Below are 18,026 nucleotides of genomic sequence, written 5' to 3' on the forward strand. Positions count from 1 at the left end.
AGGAGCAGAAATGCCCGCAAATACTCTCATCACCAACAACGTCGTGCGCATTGCCGAGGACGTTGAAGACAAGGTCTATAACTTCCGTCCGTCGGACACCCCGTTGGTTTCGTCCATTAGCCGCGTGCCGGTTGAGAACCGCTTCCATGAGTGGACCGCCGACACCTACCGCTCCCCGAACCCGGCCAACGCCGCGATTGAAGGTGCGGACGCGACCTATGCGGCCATCACCCAGCCTGGTCAGTACAACAACCGCACCCAGATCATCCAGGACACTATGTCCATCTCGGGTACGACTGAGGCGGTACGCAAGTATGGCCGTAGCTCTGAAGTGTCCTACCAGGGCACCAAGAAGATGGTTGAGCTGAAGAAGGACGTTGAGGCGGCTGCAATTTCCAATGCAACCGCTGTAACTGGAACCTCGGGCGTGGCCGGGCAGATGCGCGGTATGTATGGCTTCATCGCCACCAATAACAGCCTTGGCGCTTCCGGTGTTGCCCCGAACCCGCAGACCAACACTGCACCGACCGCTGGCACTCTGCGTACCTTCACCGAGCCGTTCCTAAAGTCTGTGATCGCCTCGGTTTACACCAACGGCGGCAACTGCGATGCCCTGCTGGTTTCGCCGAGTCACAAGCAGGTTGTGTCGAGCTTCACGGGCAACGTGCAGCGTACCAACGAGGTAGCCGAGCAGTTCGGCAGCGTCAAGGGTCCGTCCCCGGCTGTTCTGCAGACTGCGTTCACCTTCTACGGCCACGACTTCGGCGTCACCAAGGTGATTCCGAATCGCGTCATGACCGGCTCGGGTGCTGGTCTGATCAACACCGCCTACGTGGTGGACTTCGACAAGATCAAGCTGGGCCAGCTGCGCCCGTTCCAGCGCAAGGAGCTGGCGCAGGTGGGTGACGCCACCAACTACCAGATCCTGACCGAAGTCACCCTGGTGGTCCCGCAGGAAAGCGTGCTGGGTGCGGTCCGCGACCTCATCCCGTAAGGCAGTTCCACGTGACAGCAAAGGGGCGTCCTTCGGGGCGCCCTTTTTGCTTGGAGGGCAAATGCAAGACGGGATTCGACGGGTAATGACCCGGGACGGCGACAACACCGTGGATCTGGTGTTCGCAAACATGGATGACCTCCGCGAGGTGGAGCGCCATTGCGAGCTAATCAGCAGGGACACGGACAAGGTGCGGGGCGACATTGTGACTCTCGCCGAGGTGCCCGGCGTGGTTCTTGAGAAGTACTGCAACGAGCGCGGGGTTCGCTGGGACGAGTTCATGAAGTCCACCGACCTCCAAACCGAATTCATTAACAGCGAGTACGCCAAGCCGTTCCGGATCTGGGGTCGTACTGGCAACAAGAAATTCTAAGGGGCTGCTATGGCTACCGTAGTTGACTACGCGACCCTAAAGGCAGCAGTGGCAGATGAACTTGCCCGCGCAGACCTGACTAACGCCATTCCGGGCTTTATCCAGATGGCAGAGGCTGACTTGAACCGTCAGCTGCGTGTCCGCCAGATGCAGGCTACCGCGACCGGCACCAGTGTTGGCAATACGATCACACTGCCAACCGACTACCGTGAAATGCAGGCTGTCTATGTGACGTTCGGCGGAATCAAGTTGAGTCTGAGCGCAATGAGTCCGGATGCTCTTGCTACCAACGCGAATTACTTTGGCGGCCCTCCTATCGGTTATGTAGAGCAGGGCGACGGCCTGATCCTTGTGAACGGTCCTGGCGATCTTGACTACGTAATCACCTATTTCGCATCGATCCCCGCATTGTCTGACTCGAACCAGCAGAACTGGTTGATCCTTCGAGAGCCGGGACTCTACCTCTACTCCTCGCTGGTGCATTCGGCACCGTTCATCAATGACGATGCGCGCATCCAGACGTGGGCGGGGATTGCCAAGGCGATCCGAAACGGAATGAAGGCCGAGGATGACGGGGCACGCTATGGCCCTGGGTCGATGATCCGGCCCGTTAACAGGATGCTTCCCTAATGCGCGCACAGTTGATCGGTTTTGCCCCGGACCTTGACCCGGAAACCCCGGGCATCCTGACCGACTGCAACGCGATCATCCCGACCACTACGGGGCTGGCTGCGGCGAACTCGCTTGTTAACACCAACTACCCGGCACTGGCTGCACCGGCTACAAGCGCCTTCATTGCGCAGCTGCTGGACGGCACCAAGCGCGTTCTTGTGGCAGACGGCCCTCGTATTGAGGAGGCATCGGGCGGCTCCTGGGTGGATCGCTCCCGTGCTGGCGGCTATAGCGGCACCAACCGCATGCGCTGGGCCGTGTTCGGCAACAACGTCCTGGCTGCAAACCGCACCGAGGTGATCGGCCAGTCGGTTCCGGGGTCTGGGTTCACGGACATTGCCGGTTCCCCCGCTGCGTCAATCATCGTCACGGCTGCGGGCTTCGTGATGGCCCTGAACGTCAATCAGGCCCAGTACGGTGATGCGCCCGACGGTTGGCACTGCTCGGGTATCCGCAATCAGGCCACGTGGACGGCCTCAGCAGCCACGCAGTGCGCATACGGACGCCTCCTTGACTCTCCTGGCGCGATCAAGGCTGGCGCAGCGCTGGGTAGCGATGTGGTGGCCTACAAGGACACGTCGATGTACCTGGGCCGATACGTTGGCCCTCCGCTAGTGTGGCAGTGGGATCGAGTGCCGGGCGACATTGGCTGCTCCGGCAATGAATCGGTCGTGGTAGTGGGTACGCAGCACTTCTTCATTGGCCCGTCCGATTTCTACGTCTACGACGGCACGGTGCCCCGGCCCATAGGTGGCGCCACGTTCAATAGCACGGCTACTCCGGTTCGGGAATGGTTCTTCGCCAACCTCAACCAGCAGTACAAGGAGCGGATCTTCGGCGTCGCCGATATTCCCCGTGACCTCGTGTATTGGTACTACCCCAGTACGGCCAGCAGCGGGGAGCTGGACAGCTGCCTGATCTACAACTTCCGCACGAACCAGTGGGGCAAGCAGGCGATCAGCGTTCAGGCAGCGCTGCTGTATTCCAGCGGTCAGATTACCTACGACGGTCTCGGCACGCTGTACGCGACCTACGACGACCTGCCGAACATCGCCTACGACTCCAGCTTCTGGCTGGCAGACACAATGGCACCGGCAGTGATCCAGGGCAACGTGTTGAAGACAATCACGGGCGAGCCGGGGCCGTCCTGGCTCATCACTGGAGATGTGGGCGATATGGATGATTACGTGTTCGCCGACCGGCTCAAGCCTCGGTTTAGGGTCAAGCCTGCTACCGCGCAGATGACCAACTTCTACCGCGAGGACTTGGGCGATCCAAGGATTCAGGACGCCACAGCACAGATGCAGAAAGCGAGGTTCGATTTCCGCCGCGCATCGCACTGGCACAGCTTCCGCATGGACTTCCCGGGTCGCATGGCGATCAACGGGTTCTCGCTGGCAATTAACGGAGGGTCGCCAGAATGAGGGTCAACCCTGAGCTTCGTTTGCCGGGATCGGACAACCAAGAAACGCCGATGGTGCGTCAGCTGACCACCGAGTGGCGAAAGATGACGACCCAGCTAAACCAGCTCTCTGAGGGGCAGGTCGTCGCAGTGACGAATGCTACGACGGCCGCCCCGACGGGCAGCGCGGTTAACTACAACCTCGGCGACTTCATCTTGAACAGCACCCCGTCCGAGCTTGGGACGGCGGGCAGCAAATACATCATCCATGGCTGGCGCTGCGTAGCTGCAGGCGCTCCAGGCACATGGGTGCAATGCCGTTTCCTCACGGGGGGCTGATGGAACTTGTAATTGTGAAACCGGCTGAGCTTCGCGCTCACTGGCCGGTGGTTTCGGCTGCCTTGGATTCGGTGATTGAGGCCACGTCGCCGGACTGGATCAAGGAAGACGTGTATCACCAGCTAGCGAACGCATCGGCTATCTGCCACCTGGTCTACGAGCTGGGCCAGTATCGATCCTTGTTCATCCTGACGCAGCCGGCCGAGGAATTCAGCGGCCAGCGCTGCCTGCATATCTGGATCGCTGAGAACGCTCTGTCGGGCACGGATGAGTCGTTCGATTTCGGCCTATCCGCCATCAAGCAGATCGCGCTCCAGCTGGGCGCCCCAAAGCTAACTCTTGAATCCCCCCGCAAAGGCTGGGGCAAGCGATTCAAGCTCGTTTCCGCCACCTACGAGGTGCCGCTGGCATGAGTTCCGGTAAGAAGAAGACCACCAACACTACTGTCAGCACGAACGACCCGCCCGCATGGTCGGTTCCGTACTTCCAGCAAGCACTAGGGCGCGCAAGCCAGCTTTCATCCCAGCCATACGTTGGCTACGGCGGCCCGACTGTCGCGGGGTTCACGCCTGATCAGGAAAACGCGTTCACGATGAACCGCGCCATGGCCGATCAGAACGCGCAGTGGCAGGCCAATGCAGGCGACTACGTTAACCGTGCCATCGGTGGCGAGTTTGCCAACCCGTACATCGATCAGAAGAATCAGTATGCGGGGGAGAACCCGTATCTGGGCAACATGATCGACGCGGCAAACCGCGACATTACCAAGCGCTACACAGACTCGACGCTGCCCACCCAGCTTGCGCAGTTCAACTCAGGTGGTGCCTATGGTGGCTCGGCCATGCAGCAGGCGCTGTCTCAGGGCCAGCAGAACCTTGCCCAGCAGCTGAGCGATACGAACTTCCAGTACCGAAACGCCGACTATGACCGTCAGTCGCAGCTGGCGGAGAGCGCACTTAACCGTAATTCGGCGCTGTACAACCAGGATCAGCAGTTCCGCCAGAATGCGCTCGGCTTCCTGCCACAGTTGCAGCAGATGGGCTACAACGATACCAACCAGATCCTCAAGCAGGGCACGCTGCAGCAGTTGTTGAACCAGCAGGCGATCAACGATGACCGCCAGCAGTTCAACGAGTGGCGGGATTGGGATGCCAACCGTCTCGGCTTGCTGACCAATGCGCTTGGCGCGATTCGTGGCGGAAGCAGCAGCAATACGACCACTGGCGACAATCCGAACTACACCAGCGCAGGCCAGAATGCTGCCGGTTACGCGGCAATACTGGCCTCTCTGTGGGGGAACAGCTGATGGCACTTAACTTTGGTGGATTGCTGGGGGGCTTCATCCCCGAATCAACCGGTCTTAGTGAAAAAGACAGGCAGGCACTCGGCCGGCAGGGACTCCTGTCTCTCGGTCTTGGCTTGCTCAAGCCATCTGGTGGCAGCTTTGGCGGTGCACTGGCGAATGGCATCCAGAGCGGCCTGCTTGCAGTTAACCAAGGGGCGGAGAACCTCGGCAACATGCGCTATAAGAACGCCATGCTTGCCAACCAGGCGGGTGGTGGGTCTGAGTTCAAGGCGCTAGACGCTAAGGCGCGTGCTGCTGGATATGAGCCCGGCACCGACGAGTACAAGCGGGCCGTACAAATCGACCTTGGCGTGCTGCCTCGAGCCGTGACTGGCGCCGCTAAGCCGCAGATGGTGACTGGGGCTGATGGCCGTCAGCGAATCGGGACCTTTGACCCCACCACGCGGCAGTGGAGCGTATTCGATGGTCAGAACTGGGTCATTGCGGGCCCGGGGCAGGCTCCCGCATCTGCGCCAACGCCTTCTGTCTACATTGATCCCTCGCTGCCGCCCGAAGTCCAGGCAGCCATTCGTGCAAATCCAGAAAACCCGCAGTTGGGGACGCCACAGGCTCCCATAATGGCTGCGGATCCTGCGCTGTTCATTGGCCGTCCAAAGGAGGCGGAGGCAGGTGCCGTGGCTTCTGCGCAAGCAGCATCGACGTTCCCATATACGCTTTCAGAAATTGACGCTCGCAAGAATGCTGCGATCCAGCAGGCCGATGTTTCTGGTCGCCTTGGAGTTCGTGACGCGCTGGAAGAGGCGCAGGGTAAGAGGCTCGTTGATGAGCAGGCAGAGGCCCAGAAGCGCCAGGTTGCCAATTCCAACTCCCTTGCACAGTACGAGGCTGCAATTGCGGGGCTCAAGCAGGGGCTTTCCGGTGCAGTCACGAACCCGTTTGTCGGCAGCCTCCCCGCAGTTACGGCAGATCAACAGATTGCCCAGGGCGGCGTAGCGGCGATTGCTCCGGTTTTGAAACAGCTGTTCCGTGCATCTGGTGAAGGCACGTTCACTGACGCAGATCAGAAGCTGTTGATGGATATGGTCCCGAATCGCATGGATCTTCCTGCGGCGCGGCAGGCTAAGTTGGCGAACATTGACGCAATCGTTCGGGCGAAGCTGGGCCAGCAAGGTTCTGTCGCACCTGCAAGGCAATCAAGTCGCCCCTCGTCTACTCCTCGTCGCCTTAAATACAACCCCGCAACCGGGAAGATCGAATAATGCCTATTGAGGTCGAACTGCCTGACGGGAATGTTGTTGAGTTCCCGGATGGCACTGACAACGCAACGATGGAGCGGGCTCTTTCTCAGTACCGTTCCGGGTCGCCACGTGCAGACTTCTCGGGCGTCTCTACCTCCGTAGATACGACGGCCCGCAATCCGCTGGCTTTGCTGAGCATGGGCGGCCCAGCGACCTCGGGAGTGACTGCAGAACAGCTGGCTCAGGAAAATGCCGCTAGGCGCGCCTCTTTCGATCCAGCCGCAGCCCGCGCTGCGGAGCTGTCAAACCGGCAACAGGCTTTCAGCCAGGCGCCGCTGATTGGTCAGTTTGCGTCCGGTGCTGGCTCGCGCGTTGCATCCGGGGCAATGGCTATTGGGCAGATCCTGGGGCTCACTGATGAGCAGGACGCTCAGCGCCAGGCCGATCAGATGGCCTTCATGGACGGCAATGGCGCGGCGTCTGTTGGCAAGGTGGCTGGAGATATCGGTCTCCTTGCAGCCCCAGGTGGCGCCATCGGCAGGATCCCATCCATTGGTGGCAGGATTGCGGGAAATGCTGCGCTCGGCGCGGGATACGGCGCCCTGGATCCGGTCACGGGTGATGAGAGTCGCCTTGAGAATGCCGCGATTGGCGGTGCGGCTGGTGGCATCGGTGGCGCCGCACAGTCTGCGCTGGGAGCGCTGGCTGGCCGCGCCCGAGCTGCGGTAGATCCGATCCGTCAGCGAGCCATCGAGGTGGCGCGGGAGCAGGGCATCCCTCTGCATATTTCCCAGCTTTCGCAGTCGATCCCGCTCAAGACAATGGCAAGCGTTGCAAAGTACCTCCCGTTCTCAGGGGCTGGAGAAGCCGCGTCTCGGCAGCAAGGTGCATTCAACCGGGCAGTGGGCCGCACATTCGGGGCTGATACGCCTCAATTCACGGATGATGTGATGACTGGCGCTCGTCGCAATCTGTCGAGCCAGTTTGAGGATATATACAACCGGAATGATGTACCTGTCGGGCGAGGTGCGCTTGAACGGCTTGCCGCAATCAACAATGCGGCAAGCAGGCGCCTCACCCAAGACGACGCACGGGTAGTTGCGAACCAGCTTGATGACATTGTCGGAGAGCTTAACGATGCGGGCGTGCTGACAGGTCAGAAATACCAAGCGCTTCGCACTCAGATTATGAAGGCTGAGGGTCCGGACAAGGTTGGTCAGGCGGTGTCTTCGCTCCGTAAGGAACTGGACAACATAGCAGCAGATGCAGTTGGTCCGGATGACGCTGTTGCCCTGCGCAAACTCCGGGGGCAATGGTCTAATTTTCGGACGACTGAGAACGTCCTGAAGCAGGTGGCGGGTGCAGGCGGTGATGTTCGTCCCGCAGCGCTCTGGCCCGCGATCCGCAATGGCAGTACCAAGGAGATGCGGGAGCTTGCTAGGACAGGGCAGGTTCTTCTGAAGGATCCAATTCCCGACAGTGGCACCTCCGGACGCTTGCTGGCCGGTGGCCTGCTTGGCGGTGGCGGCCTGGTGGGCGGTACGGAATCAATTTTGCCGCTCGCCGGGCTACTCGCAAGCGGAGCTACTGCCGGTCGGGTGCTTAACAGCGGCCTTCTGGCGGGTGCCGTCGCAAATCCAGGCCAGGGCGCCTTGGCGCTATCGAGAGCTGCTCCCGCTGGAACCATCCTCGTCGCACCGGCTGTCGTGCCCAAGACGAAGCGGCGCCGAGCTGACGACTGAGTAATGGTCGCCTCTCTCCCTCTCAATCCTGTCTCGCCTGCGGGCCAGATAGGCCTTCAGGGAGTCAAGGCCCCACAGAACGAAGGGCAGTAGGGCTACCGCGATAACTCGTTCCTTGTCCATTCCTAATGCCAGCTGGCTAGGGAAGCCCGATTTTACCACCCTCTAGGCCCCTTCACGGGGCCTTTTTTGTTGGAGGCGAAATGCCCGTACCTAACAGCATGGCCGACCTGGCCCAGCTGGCTAGTGCCAACTTCCCGACTGGCACCGAGTCTATCGGCAACAACCTGGACAACTACCTCCGGGCCATCCAGTCGATCCTGCGATCCACCAACGCGGTTGCGTCGGCAACCATTGCTGCAGCGTCTACCACCGATATTTCTCTGGCTGATGGCGAGTCTGTCCAAGTCACCGGCTCCGCAACCATCAACAGTTTCGGAACTGGATATGTGGGCTGCCGTAGAGAGCTGCGATTCAACGGTGCCTGCACCCTTGTTAACGGCTCCAACATCCAGCTTGGCGGTGCCAATCTTGTGACTGTGAGCGGTGACTGTCTCACCTTCCGTTGTACTGCATCTGGCGTGTGGACGATTGCCTCTGTTGGCGGATCTCTGCGCCGTACAGGTGATCGGATGTACGGCGCCCTACAGGTTGGCACGGCGGGAAATCCGTTCTTCTCTATCTCGAACTCCGGCGCCAATGACATCTACCTCACGGGCAATTCCTCTACCGGCGCGCTGCCAAACGCCAATCTTTACTATCGCGGCGGTAGCCATACTTGGACAGAGGGAGCGGGCGTAACTATCGGCCAAATGTCTGGAGCCGGTCGCCTCCAGCTCAACCATACCGGCAATGACTATCTTGTCAGCGTGCGTGGCTCTTATACCTTCTCTTGGTTCAACTTCGGCAACGGGCAGACTGGCCTATTCGACAATACCGCTGGTGCCAACGCGCTTCTGTACAACACTGCCGGGTCTGGTGCATGGGCGCTTCGCGGGGACGTAACCGCTTCGGGTAACGTAACTGGTGGGTCTGACGAGAGAGTAAAAGAGAACTGGCGTCCCCTGTCCAGCGATCTCGTTGAACAGCTTGCAGGTCTGGAAAAGGTGGGTACGTACGACCGCACCGATATTGGCACTACTCAGACCGGCGTTGGCGCTCAGTCCCTGCGCAAGGTCCTGCCGCACACGGTTCACGAGGACGGAGAGGGACTCTTGAGTGTGGCCTATGGAAACGCAGCCTTGGTTGGCGTGGTCGCAACGGCTCGCCGCCTTCTGGCCCTGGAGGCTCGCGTGGCCGAGCTTGGAGGTGGCTGATGCCGCTTCCCTCCAGTGGTCCCATCTCCCTAGCAATGATCCGGCAGTTCTACGGTGGCGCAGCTCCGGACTCCATCTTTGAGTATTATCGTGGCGGCGCTTATGTTCCGAATACCGCTGCAAATTCGGCCATCCCCACCTCTGGCGCCATTTCACTGTTCAATTTCTACGGGCAGGGAGGTTCGGGTGGCGGTGGCTCTCTTGCTGCCTCTTCCAGCTCCGCAAACAAGACCGATACTCTGCCAGAGCCGGCCCCTGCCTCAAGAACAGTGACTGCAACTGGCAGCGTATCCGCTTCTGGCGGCAGTGGTTCCTATACGTGCACCTGGGCGCATCTCTCTGGCTCAACGGCGATACCAACTCCGGGCGCCAATGTGTTCAGCCCGTCATTCTCTGCAACCGTCGCCAAAAACGACACATTGACAGCGGTCAAGAGGTGCACGGTGTCGGATGGCATAAGTTCCGTTACCACTGACATGTCGGTCAATCTGGCCTACTTCACCACTTGATGACTCGGGTATCGCAGGTCATGAGACGGGGAGGCGTATCCTCCCCGGCATGGAACCGTCTCAGATTCCCACCTATCGCCAAAGCGCCTCAGCCCTTCACGGCTGGGTGGCGCGCTATGGCCGGTGGGAGCTGTGGTGGGGCGACCGTTCGATTGCCCATGTCCAGCCAGATTCCCAGGGCGCGTCTGTCACCCTAGACTGCAGGAAGATGTGGCAGCTCAAGCGGGTGAGGGCGGCCAGTGCAGATCAGGGAATGAGGTATGCCGAGCGGTGGTGTGCCGCTCGGCTGTTCCCTGGCATGCCCCTGCGGGAAGCTGTGGCGAAGATCACGGCCAAGCCGAAACTGACCAAGGAGCAGCGACAGCAGGCGGCTAGGCTGGATGCGATTCCCAAGCTGCGCATCTAGCGACCTATGCACAAAAACTGCACAGCGGTGTTTTGATGTGGGTGACGGAATAGGCTCGAAAGCCTTGGTGCCCGGAGCCGGAATCGAACCGGCATGGGGTTGCCCCCGGCGGATTTTAAGTCCGATGCGTCTACCAGTTTCGCCATCCGGGCCTGCAGCGCGGCGCCGATTGTAGCCCACCCGGCGCACGGCGGCTGGATTGCATCGGTGCAGTGACGTGCTTAACTGTCGTTCCTATTCATGTCATAGTCCCAGCCATCGTTCCCAGGGGGGGAGCCACCTGATGTCGCTGCACGCGATTGCCTATGCCAGTGAGGCCCGCGCCGATCTGCAGACAACCGATCTTGACCGCCTGCTGGCCGATGCCACGGCATTCAACCGTGTAGCCGGCGTCACCGGTGTGCTGATGTTCGATGGCTCGCGCTTTCTGCAGTATCTGGAGGGTCCCGAAGATGGCATCGATTCGGTGTACCAGCGCATCGTCAATGCGCGCAGCCATGGCCAGCTGAAGGTGCTGTGCCGAGCGCCGGTGGCGCAGCGGGCGTTTCCGCGCTGGTCGATGGGAACCCGGCGCATCGATGCGGAGCTGCTGGCACAGATCGTCGAATCGGCGTGGCCGGGCTTCCTGCTTGGCAGCGGTGGCTTCGAGCGCCTGCTGCAGGCTTGGACCGGCGCCGATGGCGAGCTGGAACCGGCCGCGGTCGCGCTGGGCTCCTGATCCCACCTTGGCGGCCAGGCACCCGGGCCGTTAGGCTGTAGCCTTTCTGGCGTGGAGTTACCCGGAGTGGTGCAGCGAATGAGCAGGTCGGCCGAAGCCATGGCGGCACGCATGGGATTTCATCCATTGCGCAGGACATGCCAGTGAGCGCCACCCTTGCAGCAGCGGAGACCCCGCGTTTTGCGGTGATCGGCCTGGGCTACGTCGGCCTGCCGTTGGCGGTGGCCTTCGGCCGGCACTGGCCGACGCTGGGCTTCGACATCGATGCCGATCGCATTGCCGAGCTGCGCGAGGGTCAGGACCACACGCTGGAAATGGAGGCCGATGAGCTGGCCAGTGCACAGCAGCTGCAGTACGGCAGCGATCCGGCCCTGCTTGATGCCTGCAATGTCTACATCGTCACCGTGCCGACCCCGATCGATGCCTATGAGCAGCCCGATCTGGAGCCGTTGCGTTCGGCCACGCGGCTGATCGCCAGCCATCTTCGCGCGGGTGACCTGGTGATCTACGAATCCACGGTGTACCCGGGCACCACCGAAGAAGTCTGCGTGCCGCTGCTGGAAGAAGGCTCGGGCCTGCGCTTCAACGAAGACTTCTTCTGCGGCTACAGCCCGGAGCGTGTCAGTCCCGGTGACCGCCAGCGGCGCCTGGCCGACATCCGCAAGATCACCTCGGGGTCGACAGAGGAAGTGGCTGTGGTGATCGACGGCCTGTATCAGCGCATCATTGCCGCCGGTACCTTCCCGGCGCCGTCGATGCGCGTGGCCGAAGCGGCCAAGGTGGTCGAGAACATCCAGCGTGACGTCAACATCGCGCTGGTCAATGAGCTGGCGCTGATCTTCGACCGGCTCGGCATCGATACCCAGGATGTGCTCGACGCGGCCGGCAGCAAGTGGAACTTCCTGCCCTTCCGGCCGGGCCTGGTCGGCGGCCACTGCATCGGCGTGGACCCGTACTACCTGCTGCACAAGTCCGAGAGCGTGGGCTACCACCCGGACCTGATCCATACCGCGCGGCAGGTCAACAACCGCGTCGGAGAACATGTGGCGTTGCGGGTGCTGGCGATGCTGGCCGAACGCGGCCGCGAACCTGCGCAGTCGCGCATCCTGGTGCTCGGCGTGACCTTCAAGGAGGATTGCCCGGACCTGCGCAACAGCCGTGCGCTGGAGCTGGCGCAGCGCCTGCGTGATGCCGGTGCACAGGTCGAGGTCAGTGATCCCTGGGTCGGCCCGGCGGCATTGGCCGATGAGGGCGTGCAGTGGCTGGCCGAACCCGTGGCAGGGACCTATGACGCGGTGGTGCTTGCGGTAGCCCATGCCCGCTTCAAGGCGATGGACGAGGCCGGTATCCGGTCGCTGCTGGCACCGGGCGGTTTGGTCTACGACGTGAAATCGGCCTGGCCACGCAACGTGGTTGACGATCGCCTGTAAACCCGGGCGGCGGGCAGCGCGGTAGACTCGCAGGCAGTTGCAACCAAGGAACGCCATGCACCGGTATATCGTCTACCTGCTCGCCATCCTGATGTTCCCCATCTGCCTGTGGTTGGCCACGATCTGGCCGGCCTGGTACTGGGGCGTCGGCCTGACCGCCGCGATGGTGGCGCTGGGGACCTGGGACCTGCTGCAGAAGCGCAGCACGCTGCGCCGCAACTATCCGGTGATGGCGCACTTCCGCTACGGCCTGGAGTCGATCGGCCCGGAGATCCGCCAGTATTTCGTGCAGAGCGACCTGGAGGACGTGCCGTTCTCGCGCCAGCAGCGTGCGCTGATCTACCAGCGCGCCAAGAACGAGATGGACACGGTGCCGTTCGGCACCCTGCGTAGTACCTATGCGGTGGATTACGAGTGGATCAACCATTCGCTGGCGCCGACCGCCATCGCCAAGCATGACTTCCGCGTGCTGATCGGCGCCAACTGTGCCAAGCCGTACTCGGCGAGTGTGTTCAATATCTCGGCGATGAGCTTCGGTTCACTGTCGGCCAATGCGATCCGCGCGCTGAACGAAGGCGCGCGCCAGGGGGGCTTCTATCACGATACCGGCGAAGGTTCGATTTCACCCTACCACCGCGAGATGGGCGGCGATCTGGTCTGGGAGATCGGCTCGGGCTACTTCGGTTGCCGTGACGAGAAGGGCGGTTTCAGCGAGGAACGCTTCGTTGCCAATGCCAGCCATGATCAGGTCAAGATGATCGAGATCAAGCTGTCGCAGGGCGCCAAGCCCGGCCACGGTGGCGTGCTGCCGGCGCCGAAGGTGACCGCCGAGATCTCGGTGACGCGTGGCGTGCCGATGGGTGTGGACTGCGTGTCGCCGTCGCGTCACTCGGCGTTCTCGACGCCGGTCGAGCTGCTGCAGTTCGTTGCACGCCTGCGCGAGCTGTCCGGTGGCAAGCCGGTCGGTTTCAAGCTGGCCATCGGCCACCCGTGGGAGTGGTTCGGCATTGCCAAGGCGATGCAGGAAACCGGGCTGCTGCCAGACTTCATCGTGGTCGACGGCGCCGAGGGTGGCACGGGTGCGGCACCGGCGGAGTTCGTCGACCATGTCGGCGTGCCGATGCACGAAGCGCTGCTGTTGGTGCACAACACCCTGGTCGGCCTGGATCTGCGCGATCGCATCCGCATCGGTGCGGCCGGCAAGATCACCAGCGCGTTCGACATCGCGCGGACCATCGCGCTGGGGGCTGACTGGTGCAATGCCGGCCGAGGCTTCATGTTCGCGCTGGGCTGCATCCAATCACTGAGCTGCCATACCGACAAGTGCCCGACCGGCATCGCGACCCAGGACCCGGCACGCTGGAAGCATCTGGATGCACCGGACAAGGCCACCCGTGTGTACAGCTACCACGAGCACACGCTGCACGCCCTGAAGGAGCTGCTGTGTGCGGCGGGCCTGAACGATCCGGCCGAGCTGGGGCCGGAGCACATCCTGCGCCGCGTCTCACCGGTGGAAATCCGTTCGCTGGCCTCGCTGTACCGCTACCTGGAACCAGGCGAGCTGCTGCACAAGGTGCCCGACCATGCGGTGTTCCATGCGTTCTGGGCCGATGCACGCAGTGACTCGTTCCAGCCGCCGCCGAAGATCCAGGCGCTGCGCGCCAGCAAGTCGCGATAACCGTTGTTGTAGAGGGGAAGCCATGCAGTTCAGGACCGGCACCATCGACGACGTGGCCACGCTGTGGGCCCTGCGCACGCGCTGCGTGCGCGAGACCTGCAGCAGCCACTATCCGGCGGAGGTGATCGCACCGTGGTCGGCTTCGCCGCCACCGTCGCAGTACGCACGGCTGCTGGGGCAGGGCGGTTGCGTGGTGGCCGAGGACGATCAGGGGCACCTGCTCGGTTTCGGCGTGTTCGATGCCAGCGCCAATGAAGTCGATGCGCTGTTTGTCGATCCGGATCGTGGCGGCAAGGGAATCGGCCAGGCGCTGATGCAGCGGTTGCTGGCGATGGCCGATCGTGAGCGTGAGGTGGTGCTGTCGGCCTCGCTCAATGCGGTGCCGTTCTATCAACGGCAGGGCTTTGTCAGTGTGCGCGAGGAAGCCTATGCGCATCCCAGTGGTGTGGCATTGGCTTCGGTGAGCATGCGTAGGCCGTGGTGAGCGCCCGGCGATTGTAGAGTCGAGCCATGCTCGAACGTTCTTGTAGAGTCGAGCCATGCTCGACTGCTTTTGATTCAGGCGATAAAGCAGTCGAGCATGGCTCGACTCTACAATGCAGGCATCACCGCCCGGCCAGCCAGGCGATCACGCCCTCGGCAGCACGCAGGCCGCTGGCGTAGCACGCGGTCAGCAGGTAGCCGCCGGTAGGTGCCTCCCAGTCCAGCATCTCGCCGGCACAGAACACGCCGGGCACTGCCCGCAGCATCAGGCCATCATCCAGCGCATCCAGACGCACGCCGCCAGCCGTGCTGATCACCTCGGCCATCGGTCGTGGACGCAGAAGGCGCAACGGCAGGCGCTTGAGCGTAGCGGCCACGGCAGGCAGGTCGTGGCCCGCGTCCTTGCCAAGGATCTCGAACACCAGCGCGGCCTTCACCGCATCCAGGCCGGCCTGGCGGCGCAGATGCTCACCGAAACTGCGACCCTTGCGCGGGCGCGACAGATCGGCCAACAGGCGTGCTTCATCGCGTCCCGGCACCAGGTCCAGCCACAGCATGGCGTGGCCATCGTGGTTGATGGTCTCGCGCAGGTCTGCGGCCAACGCGTAGATCAGGCTGCCTTCGATGCCGTACTCGCTGGCCACGCATTCGCCCTGCAGCGACTGCGGTTGTCCAGCCAGGTCGAGCCAGTGTGCGACCACCGGCTTCAACGGCGCGCCTGCATTGCGTTGGGCGAAGAACGGCGTCCAGTCGATGTCGAAGCCGCAGTTGGCCGATTGCAGCGGCGCAATGTCCACGCCTCGTGCCTGCAAGGGGGCGACCCAGGCGCCATCACTGCCCAGCTGCGGCCAGCTGCCGCCACCCATCGCCAACACGCTGGCATCGGCGTGGACCTCGATCTCGCCGGCCTCGGTGGCGAAGCGCAGCGCGCCGTCGTCGCTCCAGCCGATCCAGCGGTGGTTGGCATGCAGGCGCACGCCCTGTTCCTTCAGCCGGCGCACCCAGCCGCGCAGCAGCGGCGCAGCCTTGCGGTCGACCGGGAACACGCGGCCGGAGCTGCCGACATAGGTCTCCACGCCAAAGCCGGCGGCCCAGTCGCGCAGCGCCTGCGCGTCGAAGCCGTCCAGCCAGCGGCCGACGGCAGCGGACTGCTCGCGGTAGCGGCTGTCGAACAGCGGGCGCGGATCGGAATGGGTGAGGTTGAGGCCACCCTTGCCGGCGATCAGGAACTTGCGGCCGGGTGAGCCCTTGGCCTCGTACAGGTCCACGTCCAGCCCAGCGGCGCGCAGGCGCTCTGCGGCGAACAGGCCGGCCGGGCCACCGCCGACGACGGCGACCCGATGGGGCGTTGCGGTATTACGGTTTGACATCGAGCAGCTCGACATCGAACACCAGCGACGAGCCAGCCGGGATCGGGCCGACCCGGCGGTCGCCGTAGCCGTAGTCCGGTGGGATCATCAGCGTGCGCTTGCCGCCGACCTTCATGCCGGCCACGCCTTCATCCCAGCCGCGGATGACCTGGCCGGCGCCGAGCGCGAAGGTGAACGGTTCGCTACGGCTGAGCGAGCTGTCGAAGGTCTTGCCGTGCTTGCTCTCGGTGCGGTTGTCGTAGATCCAGCCGGTGTAGTGCACGGTGACCTTGCTGCCGGAGACGGCTTCGGCGCCGGTGCCGGGCACGGTATCGATGCGTTCGAAGGTGGTGAGGGTGCCGCCCGGCGGCGGGCCGGAGGGCTCGCTCGAGCAGCCAACGGCGGCGAGGGACAGCAGCAGGGGGAGCAGCAGGCGGCGCATCGGGCGTCTCCGGTAGGGCGCAGGGCGAGGGCGGCAAGGGTAGCGCATCGGCGCCGGGTATCATGGGGACATGGCAAAACTCCTGCTCAATCTGCGCAATGTCGGCGACGACGAATATGCCGATGTCTGCACGCTGCTCGACCAGCACGGCATCGCCTGGTATCGCACCGAACCCAGCCCCTGGGGCATTTCCAATGGCGGCCTGTGGCTGCGCGAGGATGCTGATCATCCGCGTGCGAAGGCGCTGATGGCCGGGTACCAGGCCGAACGCGGGCCGCGCATCCGCGCCGAGCGCGAACAGGCGTTGCGCGACGGCACGGCGGAGACGTTCGGCAGCCTGTTCCGGCGGCGGCCGCTGTTCGTGGTGCTGGTACTGCTGGGAATGGCCGTTGCGGCGGCGCTGGTGCTGCTGCCGTTCATGCTATTGCGGGGGTAGGGGGCTTCTGGCCGGGTTGCACCCGGCACCCGCAGAGGCAACGGCAACGGCAAAAGCTGGTTTCCGTGGGATGGCGTGGCGGTGTGGGCAGGCGGGGGACGGCAAAAACTGCTCCTGCGTGCCTCGTAGAGCGCCATCCATGGCGCTCTGCGCCCCCGCCTGCCCACACCGCCACGCCTCGGACAGGTTCATGAGCTCTGTAGATGCACGCCATGCGTGGATGAACGTGAAAATCTGACCCTGGGGTGGTCTGGCGCTAAAATGGCGGGATGATCGCCAATACCGCTGCCTACCATTTCGCCGTCATTGACGCCCCCCAGGCCCTGTGCGACCAGTTGCTGGCGCGCGCCGAGGCGGCGGAGCTGCGCGGCACGATCCTGGTGGCGGGCGAGGGGCTGAACCTGTTCCTGGCCGGTGCGCCGGAGGCGGTCGAGGGCTTCTACGCTGCGCTGCATGCCGATGCGCGTTTTGCCGATATGCGGGTCAAGACCAGCCTGAGCGAGCACCAGCCGTTCGCGCGGCTGAAGGCCAAGGTGAAGGACGAGATCATCAGCTTCCGCCGCGATGACGGCCAGCCGCTGGACTATCCGCGCGCCCCGGCGGTCGATCCGGCTACCGTGCAGCGTTGGCTGCGGCAGGGGCATGACGACGCTGGCAAGCCGGTGGTGATGCTCGATACCCGCAACCTGCAGGAAGTGGAGTACGGCACCTTCAAGGATGCGCTGGTGCTGCCCATCCACAAGTTCACCGACCTGCCGGAGGCATTGGCGCCGCACCGCGAAGCGCTGAAGGACAGCACCGTGGTCAGTTTCTGCACCGGCGGCATCCGCTGCGAGAAGGCCGCACTGTGGATGGCCAACGATGGCATGGACAACGTGCTGCAGCTCGATGGCGGCATCCTCGGCTACTTCGAGGAGGTGGGCGGCGAAGGTTACGAAGGCCGCTGCTTCGTGTTCGACGAGCGCGTGGCGCTGGATGCCGAACTGAAGCCGATGGTCGACCAGCCACTGCCGGAGCCGCGCCCCAGCGCGTTCTGACCGGTTCCGCGGTCGCGCCGGGCCATGCCTGGCGGAAATGCCGATTCCCGGGTAGAGCCGGTCGCTGGCCGGCTGCCAGGGCACTTTGCCTGCCGGCCAGCGGCCGGCACTACCTGATCAAGCGCGGCCAGCCATGAACCGGCCCAACGGGAATCA

The 18,026-nt window shown here is 63.0% G+C and carries 19 protein-coding genes and 1 tRNA gene; 17 read left to right on the forward strand and 3 right to left on the reverse strand.

All coding sequences use genetic code 11. From position 1 onward, the window contains the following. The first annotated feature begins 10 nt into the window (after positions 1-10). The 11 genes from CCR98_RS07830 to CCR98_RS21060 all read left to right on the forward strand — a co-directional run bounded on the left by CCR98_RS07830 (position 11) and on the right by CCR98_RS21060 (position 9,891). Entirely contained in the window at positions 11-994 is a 984-nt protein-coding gene (locus CCR98_RS07830) for a DUF5309 family protein (RefSeq protein WP_087922159.1), read from the forward strand. Between the two features lie 85 nt (positions 995-1,079). Beyond that, positions 1,080-1,367, forward strand: a complete 288-nt coding sequence (locus tag CCR98_RS07835) for a hypothetical protein (protein ID WP_087922160.1) — start codon at positions 1,080-1,082, stop codon at positions 1,365-1,367. Positions 1,368-1,376: 9 nt separating this feature from the next. Continuing rightward, a complete protein-coding gene (locus CCR98_RS07840) occupies positions 1,377-1,997 on the forward strand; it encodes a hypothetical protein (RefSeq protein WP_087922161.1) in 621 nt (206 codons plus the stop codon). After that, on the forward strand, positions 1,997-3,463 hold the full coding sequence (locus CCR98_RS07845) for a hypothetical protein (RefSeq protein WP_087922162.1): 1,467 nt from the start codon (positions 1,997-1,999) through the stop codon (positions 3,461-3,463). Before CCR98_RS07840 ends, CCR98_RS07845 begins: the two co-directional genes overlap by 1 nt. Beyond that, positions 3,460-3,780: a hypothetical protein gene (locus CCR98_RS07850; RefSeq protein ID WP_157721516.1), complete on the forward strand. Its 321-nt coding sequence runs from the start codon at positions 3,460-3,462 to the stop codon at positions 3,778-3,780. Before CCR98_RS07845 ends, CCR98_RS07850 begins: the two co-directional genes overlap by 4 nt. Next, the gene (locus CCR98_RS07855) at positions 3,780-4,193 is read left to right on the forward strand and encodes a hypothetical protein (protein ID WP_087922164.1); all 414 of its coding nucleotides are present in this window, start codon (positions 3,780-3,782) and stop codon (positions 4,191-4,193) included. Before CCR98_RS07850 ends, CCR98_RS07855 begins: the two co-directional genes overlap by 1 nt. Beyond that, positions 4,190-5,086, forward strand: a complete 897-nt coding sequence (locus CCR98_RS07860) for a hypothetical protein (protein WP_157721517.1) — start codon at positions 4,190-4,192, stop codon at positions 5,084-5,086. Before CCR98_RS07855 ends, CCR98_RS07860 begins: the two co-directional genes overlap by 4 nt. Then, positions 5,086-6,345, forward strand: a complete 1,260-nt coding sequence (locus CCR98_RS21045; RefSeq protein WP_157721518.1) for a hypothetical protein — start codon at positions 5,086-5,088, stop codon at positions 6,343-6,345. Before CCR98_RS07860 ends, CCR98_RS21045 begins: the two co-directional genes overlap by 1 nt. Then, positions 6,345-8,066 carry a hypothetical protein gene (locus CCR98_RS21050; RefSeq protein WP_157721519.1) on the forward strand — a complete coding sequence of 574 codons (1,722 nt, stop codon included), beginning with the start codon at positions 6,345-6,347 and terminating at the stop codon, positions 8,064-8,066. Before CCR98_RS21045 ends, CCR98_RS21050 begins: the two co-directional genes overlap by 1 nt. Before the next feature lie 221 nt (positions 8,067-8,287). Next, the gene (locus tag CCR98_RS21055; protein WP_157721520.1) at positions 8,288-9,382 is read left to right on the forward strand and encodes a tail fiber domain-containing protein; all 1,095 of its coding nucleotides are present in this window, start codon (positions 8,288-8,290) and stop codon (positions 9,380-9,382) included. Next, positions 9,382-9,891 carry a hypothetical protein gene (locus CCR98_RS21060; RefSeq protein WP_157721521.1) on the forward strand — a complete coding sequence of 170 codons (510 nt, stop codon included), beginning with the start codon at positions 9,382-9,384 and terminating at the stop codon, positions 9,889-9,891. Before CCR98_RS21055 ends, CCR98_RS21060 begins: the two co-directional genes overlap by 1 nt. Positions 9,892-10,362: 471 nt before the next feature. On the opposite strand, the gene CCR98_RS07895 is transcribed toward CCR98_RS21060, so the two are convergent. Continuing rightward, positions 10,363-10,449, reverse strand: a tRNA-Leu gene (locus CCR98_RS07895). Between the two features lie 131 nt (positions 10,450-10,580). On the opposite strand from CCR98_RS07895, the gene CCR98_RS07900 reads away from it, so the two are divergent. The 4 genes from CCR98_RS07900 (at position 10,581) to CCR98_RS07915 (ending at position 14,607) form a co-directional block, all read left to right on the forward strand. Next, complete coding sequence (locus CCR98_RS07900) at positions 10,581-11,015, forward strand: BLUF domain-containing protein (protein ID WP_014036718.1); 435 nt, start codon at positions 10,581-10,583, stop codon at positions 11,013-11,015. 143 nt (positions 11,016-11,158) lie between these two features. Next, positions 11,159-12,445, forward strand: coding sequence for a nucleotide sugar dehydrogenase (locus CCR98_RS07905; RefSeq protein WP_087922172.1), 1,287 nt, complete (start codon positions 11,159-11,161; stop codon positions 12,443-12,445). 55 nt (positions 12,446-12,500) lie between these two features. After that, positions 12,501-14,123, forward strand: coding sequence for an FMN-binding glutamate synthase family protein (locus CCR98_RS07910; RefSeq protein ID WP_087922173.1), 1,623 nt, complete (start codon positions 12,501-12,503; stop codon positions 14,121-14,123). Between the two features lie 22 nt (positions 14,124-14,145). Further along, positions 14,146-14,607: a GNAT family N-acetyltransferase gene (locus tag CCR98_RS07915; RefSeq protein ID WP_087922174.1), complete on the forward strand. Its 462-nt coding sequence runs from the start codon at positions 14,146-14,148 to the stop codon at positions 14,605-14,607. Between the two features lie 121 nt (positions 14,608-14,728). On the opposite strand, the gene CCR98_RS07920 is transcribed toward CCR98_RS07915, so the two are convergent. Beyond that, positions 14,729-15,976 (reverse strand): TIGR03862 family flavoprotein, encoded by a 1,248-nt coding sequence (locus CCR98_RS07920; protein ID WP_087922175.1) that lies wholly within the window; start codon positions 15,974-15,976, stop codon positions 14,729-14,731. Beyond that, entirely contained in the window at positions 15,963-16,397 is a 435-nt protein-coding gene (locus CCR98_RS07925; RefSeq protein WP_087922176.1) for an FKBP-type peptidyl-prolyl cis-trans isomerase, read from the reverse strand. Before CCR98_RS07925 ends, CCR98_RS07920 begins: the two co-directional genes overlap by 14 nt. A gap of 70 nt (positions 16,398-16,467) precedes the next feature. Between CCR98_RS07925 and CCR98_RS07930 the strand changes: the two genes are divergently transcribed. Then, positions 16,468-16,833 carry a DUF6164 family protein gene (locus CCR98_RS07930; protein ID WP_087922177.1) on the forward strand — a complete coding sequence of 122 codons (366 nt, stop codon included), beginning with the start codon at positions 16,468-16,470 and terminating at the stop codon, positions 16,831-16,833. 269 nt (positions 16,834-17,102) lie between these two features. Next, positions 17,103-17,870 (forward strand): sulfurtransferase, encoded by a 768-nt coding sequence (locus CCR98_RS07935; protein ID WP_087922178.1) that lies wholly within the window; start codon positions 17,103-17,105, stop codon positions 17,868-17,870. The last annotated feature ends 156 nt before the right edge of the window (positions 17,871-18,026 follow it).

This window comes from Stenotrophomonas sp. WZN-1, assembly GCF_002192255.1.
In the GTDB taxonomy this organism is placed as follows: Bacteria; Pseudomonadota; Gammaproteobacteria; order Xanthomonadales; family Xanthomonadaceae; genus Stenotrophomonas.

Coding starts and splice junctions, on each gene's coding strand:
- CCR98_RS07830 (WP_087922159.1), top strand. CDS start 11: ATGCCCGCAAATACTCTCATCACCAACAACGTCGTGCGCATTGCCGAG.
- CCR98_RS07835 (WP_087922160.1), top strand. CDS start 1,080: ATGACCCGGGACGGCGACAACACCGTGGATCTGGTGTTCGCAAACATG.
- CCR98_RS07840 (WP_087922161.1), top strand. CDS start 1,377: ATGGCTACCGTAGTTGACTACGCGACCCTAAAGGCAGCAGTGGCAGAT.
- CCR98_RS07845 (WP_087922162.1), top strand. CDS start 1,997: ATGCGCGCACAGTTGATCGGTTTTGCCCCGGACCTTGACCCGGAAACC.
- CCR98_RS07850 (WP_157721516.1), top strand. CDS start 3,460: ATGAGGGTCAACCCTGAGCTTCGTTTGCCGGGATCGGACAACCAAGAA.
- CCR98_RS07855 (WP_087922164.1), top strand. CDS start 3,780: ATGGAACTTGTAATTGTGAAACCGGCTGAGCTTCGCGCTCACTGGCCG.
- CCR98_RS07860 (WP_157721517.1), top strand. CDS start 4,190: ATGAGTTCCGGTAAGAAGAAGACCACCAACACTACTGTCAGCACGAAC.
- CCR98_RS21045 (WP_157721518.1), top strand. CDS start 5,086: ATGGCACTTAACTTTGGTGGATTGCTGGGGGGCTTCATCCCCGAATCA.
- CCR98_RS21050 (WP_157721519.1), top strand. CDS start 6,345: ATGCCTATTGAGGTCGAACTGCCTGACGGGAATGTTGTTGAGTTCCCG.
- CCR98_RS21055 (WP_157721520.1), top strand. CDS start 8,288: ATGGCCGACCTGGCCCAGCTGGCTAGTGCCAACTTCCCGACTGGCACC.
- CCR98_RS21060 (WP_157721521.1), top strand. CDS start 9,382: ATGCCGCTTCCCTCCAGTGGTCCCATCTCCCTAGCAATGATCCGGCAG.
- CCR98_RS07900 (WP_014036718.1), top strand. CDS start 10,581: ATGTCGCTGCACGCGATTGCCTATGCCAGTGAGGCCCGCGCCGATCTG.
- CCR98_RS07910 (WP_087922173.1), top strand. CDS start 12,501: ATGCACCGGTATATCGTCTACCTGCTCGCCATCCTGATGTTCCCCATC.
- CCR98_RS07915 (WP_087922174.1), top strand. CDS start 14,146: ATGCAGTTCAGGACCGGCACCATCGACGACGTGGCCACGCTGTGGGCC.
- CCR98_RS07920 (WP_087922175.1), bottom strand. CDS start 15,976: ATGTCAAACCGTAATACCGCAACGCCCCATCGGGTCGCCGTCGTCGGC.
- CCR98_RS07925 (WP_087922176.1), bottom strand. CDS start 16,397: ATGCGCCGCCTGCTGCTCCCCCTGCTGCTGTCCCTCGCCGCCGTTGGC.
- CCR98_RS07930 (WP_087922177.1), top strand. CDS start 16,468: ATGGCAAAACTCCTGCTCAATCTGCGCAATGTCGGCGACGACGAATAT.
- CCR98_RS07935 (WP_087922178.1), top strand. CDS start 17,103: ATGATCGCCAATACCGCTGCCTACCATTTCGCCGTCATTGACGCCCCC.